General features: G+C 74.7%; 6 protein-coding genes. 3 read left to right on the top strand and 3 right to left on the bottom strand.

Going from position 1 to position 9037, the window contains the following annotated elements; translation table 11 throughout:
• The 3 genes from HTZ82_RS14735 to HTZ82_RS14725 form a co-directional block, all read right to left on the bottom strand.
• A partial coding sequence (locus HTZ82_RS14735; protein ID WP_175409827.1) for an AfsR/SARP family transcriptional regulator occupies positions 1-1054 on the bottom strand: 1054 nt, incomplete at its 3' end.
• Between the two features lie 319 nt (positions 1055-1373).
• Positions 1374-2810, bottom strand: coding sequence for a vanadium-dependent haloperoxidase (locus tag HTZ82_RS14730; RefSeq protein ID WP_175409826.1), 1437 nt, complete (start codon positions 2808-2810; stop codon positions 1374-1376).
• Positions 2811-3025: 215 nt separating this feature from the next.
• Positions 3026-5383: a SpoIIE family protein phosphatase gene (locus tag HTZ82_RS14725; RefSeq protein WP_175409825.1), complete on the bottom strand. Its 2358-nt coding sequence runs from the start codon at positions 5381-5383 to the stop codon at positions 3026-3028.
• A 143-nt stretch (positions 5384-5526) separates the two neighbouring features.
• Between HTZ82_RS14725 and HTZ82_RS14720 the strand changes: the two genes are divergently transcribed.
• From HTZ82_RS14720 to HTZ82_RS14710, 3 genes are read left to right on the top strand one after another with little or no spacing between them, the layout of a single operon-like run.
• Positions 5527-6501: an NADPH:quinone oxidoreductase family protein gene (locus tag HTZ82_RS14720; protein ID WP_175409824.1), complete on the top strand. Its 975-nt coding sequence runs from the start codon at positions 5527-5529 to the stop codon at positions 6499-6501.
• Positions 6498-7748 carry an acyl-CoA dehydrogenase family protein gene (locus tag HTZ82_RS14715; protein ID WP_175409823.1) on the top strand — a complete coding sequence of 417 codons (1251 nt, stop codon included), beginning with the start codon at positions 6498-6500 and terminating at the stop codon, positions 7746-7748. The genes HTZ82_RS14720 and HTZ82_RS14715 overlap by 4 nt, the downstream gene beginning before the upstream one ends.
• Entirely contained in the window at positions 7745-8863 is a 1119-nt protein-coding gene (locus HTZ82_RS14710) for an acyl-CoA dehydrogenase family protein (RefSeq protein WP_175409822.1), read from the top strand. Before HTZ82_RS14715 ends, HTZ82_RS14710 begins: the two co-directional genes overlap by 4 nt.
• Positions 8864-9037 lie beyond the last annotated feature (174 nt).

Raw genomic sequence — 9037 nt, 5'->3', positions numbered from 1 at the left:
GGGACGGTCCCGTCGAGCCCTCGGGCAGGGGCGTACCCGCCCGGGAGCCTGACGCCGACGGCTCAACGGGCCAGGCCGGAGAGGCCCCTGCCGCAGCCCAGTCGGCGGACGGAGCGGGGGACGGTCCCGTCGAGCCCTCGGGCAGGGGCGTGCTCGCCGGGGCTCCTGGTTCCGATGGCTCAATGCGCCGGGAGAGAGGCGCTGTTGCCGTGGTCCGAGTCGCGGGCAGGGTCGTGTCCGCCGCTGGGGGCGGCGACGGCGCCGGACCCTCGGGTACGGCGGCGGTCGTCGGCGGGCCCAGGAGGGTGGTGTCGCCGGTCAGGAGGGCCTGGTGGAGGGTGCGGAGGACCGGGCCCGGGTCGAGTCCCAGTTCGGTGCGGAGGAGGTCGCGGCCCTCCTGGTAGACGCGGAGCGCGTCGGGGAGGCGGCCGGTGCGGAACAGGGCCGTCATCAGCTGACCGCGCAGCCGCTCCCGCAGGGGGTTGGCGGCCACGGCGGCGTACAGTTCCGCGACGATCTCCGCGCGGCAGCCGACCGCGAGTTCCGCGGCGAACCGTGCCTCCAGGCCGACGCGCCGCAGTTCCGCGAGGCGCGCCGCCTCGATCCGGGCGAAGGACTGGCCCAGGCCCTCCAGCGCGTCCTGGCCGCGCCACAGCCCCAGCGCGTCGCGCAGGATGTCGGCGGCCTCGGCGGGGCGCCCCTGGGCGGCGGTGCGCCGGCCGAGCGCCAGCGCCTGCTCGAACCGGTGGGCGTCGATACGGTCGCGCGGCAGCTCGGCGACGTACCCCGGCGAGCGCGTCCCGATCGTGGCGCACCCGGCGGCGGCTCCCGCCAGGGCGCGGCGGAGCGCCGAGACGTGGGAGGCGACGAGCGCCCGCGCGGTGACGGGTGGCTTCTCCTCCCACACCAGGTCCACCAGCCGTTCGGTGGAGAGGACTTCGCCGGCGTGCACGACGAGCGCGGCGAGGATCGCCGTCGGCTTGGGGCCGGTCAGGGGGATCCGCCGGTCCCCGTCCCACACCTCGGCCGGGCCGAGAAGGCGTACTTCCAGCATCGTCCCCCGAATCCCCGCGTCGCCGATCCGGTCCGTTCCCCCGTACGGCGCCGACGATACCGGCGGGGACGTCACGACACGGCGGATACCGGACTGCGCTGTCGCACTTCGGCAGTCCGGTCTCGTGCCGTCGCGGGCGGCGTGGGCGGGCGGTCAGGGGTGGGCGGGGGCCTCGCGATCAGTGGGCGGACGGTGGGAGGTGTCGTCCTGACGACGGGGCGCGGAGGCCACCCGTATGAGCGAGATCGGCGTGATTCCTTCGCCGCTCCGCCCGCCGCCGCCGCGGCAGCAGCAGCAGCAGTAGCGACGACCGCTCAGCTCACAGCGTGCGGAGCTTCGTCGCGAACACGTGGCCCGCCACCCTGTCCCCCAGCGTGAGGCCGTCGTCCGCGTCCCACGGGAAGTGGACGCCGAGCCAGACCCTGCTGTAGGCGTCCTCGCGGGCGGCCTCGCTGAAGCTGGTGAAGTGGCGGGTCCTGACGGGCGACCGCGGCTCGTCGGTGGTGATCGAGAAGGCGATGGCGTCGCTGCCGAAGTACCGCTTCATGATGCCGGCCCAGGCCGCGCCGAACGTGGCGTGGCCGGACGCCCACGCCGGGAAGCACGGGTTGACGTTGACGCCCTGCGGGTTCTTGAGGAGCGGCTTCCACTCGGGGTCGAGCCCGCCCTCGCGGATGGCCGACACCGGTCGCCACAGGTCGATCTCGGTCTGGAACTTCACGTCGCGCACGGCGATCCCGGCGTCGGCGAGTGCGATCGAGACGAGGGCGAAGAGGCGGGCGTTCTGGTAGGTGTTCAGGCCGCGCGCGGTGGCGATCTCGCGCGTCGCCTGGAGGAGCTGGCCGGGCGGCTTGTAGGTGCCGTCGTTGTCGTTGGCCCAGAACCAGGCGGCCGCCTCCTGGTCCGGGGTCCGGTTGACGACGGGCGTCCGGGCGGTCGGCTTGTCGGCGCCGGCCGTACGGGCCGCCTCCACCTGGGCCTTGTACGCGTCGCTGGCGAGCAGCTTCTCGTACGTTCCGTACAGGCCCGGCGTCGGGGGCCTGAACTGCGACCCGGACGTCAGCGCGAAGGGCTTGACCAGGCCCCAGTACGGTGCGACGGCCTGGCTGTGCTGCGCACACGACGCGTCGGGCATGTCGGGGTAGCTGGTGGGCCGCCAGGCGCCGGGTTCGGTCGTGCCGGCGTACACGCGGGCGTCGTCGGAGCCGTCGCCGTTCCGGGCGTCGGTCATCTGCGTCACCATCTTGTTGACGACGGTCACGTCGAGCAGGTCGAACTCGGTGGGTTCGGTGCCGAAGCGCTCACGGAACTTCGCGTCGAGGAACGCGGTCTGGGTGCCGCCGTACAGCTTGAGGAGGATGTTGTACGCGGTGCGGCCGATGACCCGCTCCTCCTCGTCGGGGCCTTCGACCCAGCCCGCGTACTTCTCGGCGTGGATGTAGGGCTCGGAGGAGATGCCGCCCTTCCACTTGAGCCGGTACGAGCTCTCCGCGTCGTAGATGGCGGCGTTCAGCATCGCGGCGGCGCGGGCCATCGGTCCGGGCGCCCCGCCCTCGCGGCGGACGATCTGGAGGAGGACGTCGTTCCAGTAGTGGACCGGGTCCGCGACCGGGTGCGGGGGCAGGGCGGCGTGGGCGGGCCGGTGCACCGCGGTCAGCGTGGTGCCGGTGGCCGCCAGGACGACGACGGCGGCCAGGGCTCTGCGCCAGCGGGCGGCGCGGCGGTGGGTCGTTGTTCCTGCACGGAGCAGGGGCATCGCAGGACTCCTCCTGTCGGGACGGGGTGCGCCGGTGGCTCGCCATCCATCGGTCCATGACGGTTCGGTGGCGGCTCTGTGGCGGCTCTGTGGCGGCGCCATCATGCCGACGGGAGGGTCATGCTCCGCCCACCCGTACGCTCCGCGACCGGCTCAAGCAGCTCGGCCGCGTGCGCCCGGTGCCGGCGCTGCGCCGGGTGCCGGGCGAGTCCGGGTCACGGGAACGCGAGGCCGCCCGGGGGCGGGAGTGCCTGTTCGGCCCAGATGGTCTTGCCTTCGCCGGTCTGCCGGGTGCCCCACCGCTGGGTGAGCTGGGCGACCAGGAGCAGCCCGCGCCCGCCCTCGTCGTCCATGTGGGCGCGGCGCATATGGGGCGAGGTCGAGCTGCCGTCGGAGACCTCGCAGATGAGGGTGCGGTCGCGGATCAGCCGCAGCTGGACGGGCGGGCCGCCGTAGCGGATGGCGTTGGTGACGAGTTCGCTGACGACCAGTTCGGTGACGAAGCCCGCCTCCTCCAGGCCCCACACGGCGAGCTGGTCGGTGGCGAACTGCCGGGCGGTGGCCACCTGTGCGGGGTCCGGCGTCAGGTCCCACGTGGCGACCTGGTGGGGGCCGAGGGCACGCGTACGGGCCAGCAGCAGGGCCACGTCGTCGACGGGCTGGTCCGGGAGTACGGACTTCACGACCGCGTCGCACAGGTCGTCCAGCGGGTCGTCGGGGTGTTCGGTCAGTGCGCGGCACAGGTCGGCGGTGCCGTCGTCGAGGTCCCGGTCACGGCCCTCGACGAGGCCGTCCGTGTAGAGCGCGAGCAGCGACCCCTCGGGCAGTTCGAGCCGGGCCGCCTCGAACGGCAGCCCGCCGACGCCGAGGAGCGGTCCCGGGCTCATCTCCACGATCCGTGTGGTGCCGTCGGGCAGGCGGACGACGGGCGGTGGATGGCCGGCGCCGGCCACGGTGAGGGCGCGTGAGACGGGATCGTAGACGGCGTAGAGGCAGGTGGCGCCCAGTTCCGCGACGTCGTCGCCGCCGCTGTCGTCGGCGGCGAGGTGGACGACCAGGTCGTCGAGGTGCGTGAGGAGTTCGTCGGGCGGCAGGTCCACGTCGGCGAGGGTTCGTACGGCGGTGCGGAGGCGGCCCATGGTGGCGGAGGACTCGATGCCGTGGCCCACGACGTCCCCGACGACCAGGGCGACCCGGCTGCCGGACAGCGGGATCACGTCGAACCAGTCGCCGCCGATGCCCGCCAGCGAACCGGACGGCAGGTAGCGGTGCGCGACCTCCAGGGCCGCCTGGCCGGGCAGCCGCTGGGGCAGCAGGCTGTGCTGGAGGGCCAGCGCGGTGGAGCGTTCCCGGGCGAACCTGCGGGCGTTGTCGACGCAGACGGCGGCCCGGCTGGCGAGTTCCTCGGCGAGCGTCACGTCGTCGGGCCCGTACGGCTCGGGCTCCGCCAGACGGACCAGGACGGCGACGCCGAGGGTGGTGCCGCGCGCCCGCAGCGGCACGGCGAGCAGCGACATGGCGGGGGCGCCCAGTTCCTCGATCTTGGCGCTGCGGGCGGTGTGTCCGGCCATCCACCGGTCGAAGTCCGGGTCGCCGGTTCCGCTGAGCACCACCCGTCCGGTCGTCAGGGCCAGGGCGGGCGGCGCGTACGGCGGGTAGCGGTCGGCCTCGCCCGGTTCGACGACCGCCTCGGGGGTGCCCCGTGTGACGGAGCGGTGGGCGATGCGGCGCAGGACGACGTCGGCGCCCTCCGCGGCCTCCGGCTTGTCGGTGGCGAGCACCCAGTCGAGCAGGTCGACGCTGGCGAACAGGGCGAAGCGCGGTACGAGGAGGTCCACGAGTTCGTCGGCGGTGCGCTCCACGTCCAGGGTGCTGCCGATGGCCGTCGCCGCCTCGTTGAGGAGGGCGAGGCGCTGGCGGGCCCAGTGCTGCTCGGTGCTGTCGAAGGCGGCCATGGCGACGGCGGTGACGTCGCCGGTGGGCTCGCGGACCGGCCACATCTCGACGTTCCAGGCGTGTTCCCTGCCGCCGGACGGGGCTCGTGTGTAGCTCTCGTAGTGGGTGGGCCTGCCGGTCTCGGCGACCTCCTTCAGGTGGCGCAGGAAGCCCTGGCTGCTGGCGTCGTCGGGGACGGTGTCCGGGTAGTAGCGGCCGCGCAGGGCCTCTTCGGTGGTTCCCATGATCTGGGAGGCGGCGTCGTTGAGGCGCAGGTAGCGCTGCCGGGTGTCGAACGCGGACATGGAGAGGGACGCCTGCTGGAAGGCCTGCTCGGCCACCGTCGCCGGGGCGTGCGCCGATGCGGTGAGGACGGCGCCCTGCGGGCTGCCGTCGCCGCCGATGACGGGGCACGCCGTCAGGGCCTGTGCGGCGGGCCGCCCGTCGCGGTGCCGGAGGCGGATCTCACCGGTGGGTACGGCGGCGGCCTGCGGGGGCGGGGGGTCGGCCAGCAGGTCGTGGACGGGCCGGCCCACGGCCTCGGCGGCCGTGTAGCCGGTGAGCCGCCGTGCGCCCTCGCTCCACCCCGTCACCCTGCCCCGGGCGTCGACGATCGCCACGGCGGCGATGCGCTCCATATCGCCAAGAATGGACCTTTAGTCCCCCCGCATCAACTGGATGGCCCGCTGCGGCCGAGCCCTTCCCCGATGGGCAAGCGACCGCTTAGTATGCGAGCCTCTTGCGGTACTGCTCTGATGCCCGACTCTTTGTGGAGGCCCCTATGCAGGCATGGCGCGTGCACCGGAACGGCGAGCCGAGCGAGGTGATGCGGCGCGAGGAGACCGACCGGCCGGCGCCCGGCCCCGGGCAGGTGCTCGTCGAGGTGCGGGCCGCGAACGTGAACTTCCCCGACGCGCTGCTCTGCCGCGGCCACTACCAGGTACGGCCGCCGCTGCCGTTCACGCCGGGCGTCGAGGTGTGCGGCGTGACCGAGGACGGGCGCCGCGTGATCGCCACGCCGGCCCTGCCGTACGGGGGTCTCGCGGAGTACGCCGTGGCCGACGAGGCCGCGCTGCTGCCCGCGCCCGACGCGCTCGACGACGCGGAGGCCGCCGCCCTGCACATCGGGTACCAGACCGGGTGGTTCGGGCTGCACCGGCGGGCCGGACTCCGGGAGGGCGAGACGCTCCTCGTGCACGCGGCGGCGGGCGGGGTCGGCAGCGCCGCCGTCCAGCTCGGCAAGGCGGCCGGCGCGCGCGTCATCGGGGTCGCCGGCGGCGCGGACAAGGCCGCCGTGGCCCGGTCGCTCGGCTGCGACGTCGTCGTGGACCGGCACGGCGACGACATCGTCGCCGCCGTGAAGGACGCCACCGGCGGGCGCGGTGCCGACGTCGTCTACGACCCCGTCGGCGGGCCCGCGTACGCCGCGTCCGCGAAGTGCGTGGCGTTCGAGGGCCGGATCGTCGTGGTCGGCTTCGCCAGCGGCGACATCCCGGCGCCCGCGCTCAACCACGCGCTCGTCAAGAACTACGCCGTCCTCGGCCTGCACTGGGGCCTGTACAACCAGCACGACCCGGCCGCCGTACGGCAGTGCCACGACACGCTCACGGAGTACGCGGCCAAGGGGCTCATCAAGCCGCTCGTCAGCGAACGCGTCCCGTTCGCCGGCGCCGCGTCCGCCGTGCAGCGCGTCGCCGACGGCACGACCACCGGCCGCCTCGTCGTCCTGCCCGGCCTGGAAGGAACCGCCCGATGACCGACACCCACACCGACGCCCGCACCGGCTCCGAGACCGGCACCGACCCCGGCGCCACCGCCGAGAGCGACACCGCCGCCGCGCTGCGCGCGAAGGTGCGGGAGCTGCTCGCCGCGCACCCGCCCGCCGGCACCGACCGCACCGACTTCCTCCGGGCCCGCTTCGACGCCGGCCTGGCCTGGGTGCACTACCCGGAGGGCCTCGGCGGCCTCGGCGCTCCCCGGTCCCTCCAGGCCGTCGTCGACGCCGAGCTGGCGGCCGCCGGGGCACCCGACAACGACCCGCGCCGTATCGGCATCGGCCTCGGCATGGCCGCGCCCACCATCCTCGCGTACGGCTCCGACGAGCAGAAGCACCGGTTCCTGCGGCCCCTGTGGACGGGCGAGGAGGTCTGGTGCCAGCTCTTCAGCGAGCCCGGCGCCGGATCCGACCTCGCCGCGCTCGGCACGCGCGCCGTCCGCGACGGCGATGACTGGGTGGTGGACGGCCAGAAGGTGTGGACGTCCAGCGCGCACGTCGCCCGCTGGGCCATCCTCATCGCCCGCACCGACCCGGACGCGCCCAAGCACCGCGGCATCACCTACTTCCTCTGCGACATGACCGACCCGGGCGTGGAGGTCAGGCCGCTCCGCCAGATCACCGGTGAGGCCGAGTTCAACGAGGTGTTCCTCAGCGGCGTACGGATCCCGGACAGCCACCGGCTCGGCGCGGTCGGGGACGGCTGGAACGTGGCCCGTACCACCCTGATGAACGAGCGCGTCGCCATCGGCGGCGCGCGCATCCCCCGCGAGGGCGGCATGATCGGGCGCGCCGCCGACACCTGGCGGGCCCGCCCCGAGCTGCGCACGCATGCCCTGCACCAGCGGCTCCTGGACCTGTGGGTGGAGGCGGAGGTGGCGCGGCTGACCGGCGAACGGCTCCGCCAGCAGCTCGCCGCCGGCCGGCCCGGCCCCGAAGGCAGCGCCATGAAGCTGGCGTTCGCCCGGCTCAACCAGGAGATCAGCGGCCTTGAGGTGGAACTCCTCGGCGACGACGGGCTGTTGTACGACGACTGGACCATGCGCCGCCCCGAACTCGTCGACTTCACCGGCCGCGACGCCGGCTACCGCTATCTGCGCTCGAAGGGCAACTCCATCGAGGGCGGCACGAGCGAAGTACTGCTGAACATCGTCGCCGAGCGCGTCCTCGGGCTGCCCGCCGAGCCGCGCGACGACAAGGACGTCCCCTGGAAGGACCTCGCGCGATGACGGATCTGCTCTACACCGAGGCCGAGTCCGATCTGCGGGCGGCCGTACGGGCCCTGCTGGCCGGCCGCGCCGACCCGGTGACGCTGCCCGCCCGGCTGGAGACGCCCGCGCTGCACGACGCGGAGCTGTGGCGGGCCCTTGCCGGGGACATCGGGGCCGCGGGGCTGCTCGTCCCGGAGAAGCGCGGCGGCCAGGGCGCGAGCCACCGCGAGGCCGCCGTCGTGCTGGAGGAGCTGGGCCGCGCGGTGACCCCGGCCCCGTATCTGACCAGTTCGGTGGTCGCGACCGAGACGCTCCTCGCGCTCGAAGCGTCCGACGCGGTCGACGGCCTGCTGGCGGAGCTCGCGGCGGGCCGCCGTACGGCGGTGCTCACCGTCCCGCTCACGACCGGCCCGGGCACCCCGGTCCCGGCAGACGGAACGGCGGGCGCCGCTGCGGGCCCCGCTGCGGACGGCACCGTGACCGCCGTCGCGGACGCCGCGCTCGCCGACGTACTCCTCGTGCCGCGTACGGACGGGCTGTACGCGGTCGACGCGGCGGACGCGACCGTCGTGCCGCTGACGCCGCTGGACCTGACCCGGCCGCTCGCCGCCGTCACGGCCGCTCCCGCCGACGCGCCCGGCACGCGGCTCGCGGACGCGGACGCCGCCCGTGCGGCGGTGCGGCGCGGGCTGCTCGCGGGGGCGGGGCTGCTCGCGTCGGAGCAACTCGGGCTGGCCGAGTGGTGCCTGGAGGAGGCGGTACGGCACACCCGGTCGCGGCACCAGTTCAACCGTCCGGTCGGCTCGTTCCAGGCGCTGAAGCACCGGATGGCCGGGCTGTGGCTGGAGGTCGCCGGGGCCAGGGCGGCCGCCCGCGACGCCGCCGACGCGCTCGCCACCGGGAGCCCGGAGGCGCCGCTCGCGGTGGCCGTCGCGCAGACGTACTGCTCCCGCGTCGCGGTGCACGCGGCGGAGGAGTGCGTGCAGTTGCACGGCGGCACCGGGATGACGTGGGAGCATCCGGCACACATCCACCTGAAGCGCGCCAAGGCCGACCAGCTCGCCCTGGGTTCGGCCGGCCACCACAAGGACACGCTGGCGCACCTGGTGGACCTCCCGGCGCCGGCCCGGTAGGCCCTCGGGACCACGACCGGGCACCTCGGCGACGGGTCGCGGGCGGCGCCAACGGGCAGGATCCGCAGGGGTGTCCGACGGGTCTTTCCCCACCCCGCCCCTTCCCGAACCGGGGCTCCGCCCCAGACCCCGTTCGCGCCTGTGGGGGTACCCCCTGCTCGAAGAGCTTGGGGG

Source organism: Streptomyces sp. TRM64462, assembly GCF_013362995.1.
Classification (GTDB): Bacteria; Actinomycetota; Actinomycetes; order Streptomycetales; family Streptomycetaceae; genus Streptomyces.
This window is presented reverse-complemented; position numbering and strand designations above follow the sequence as displayed.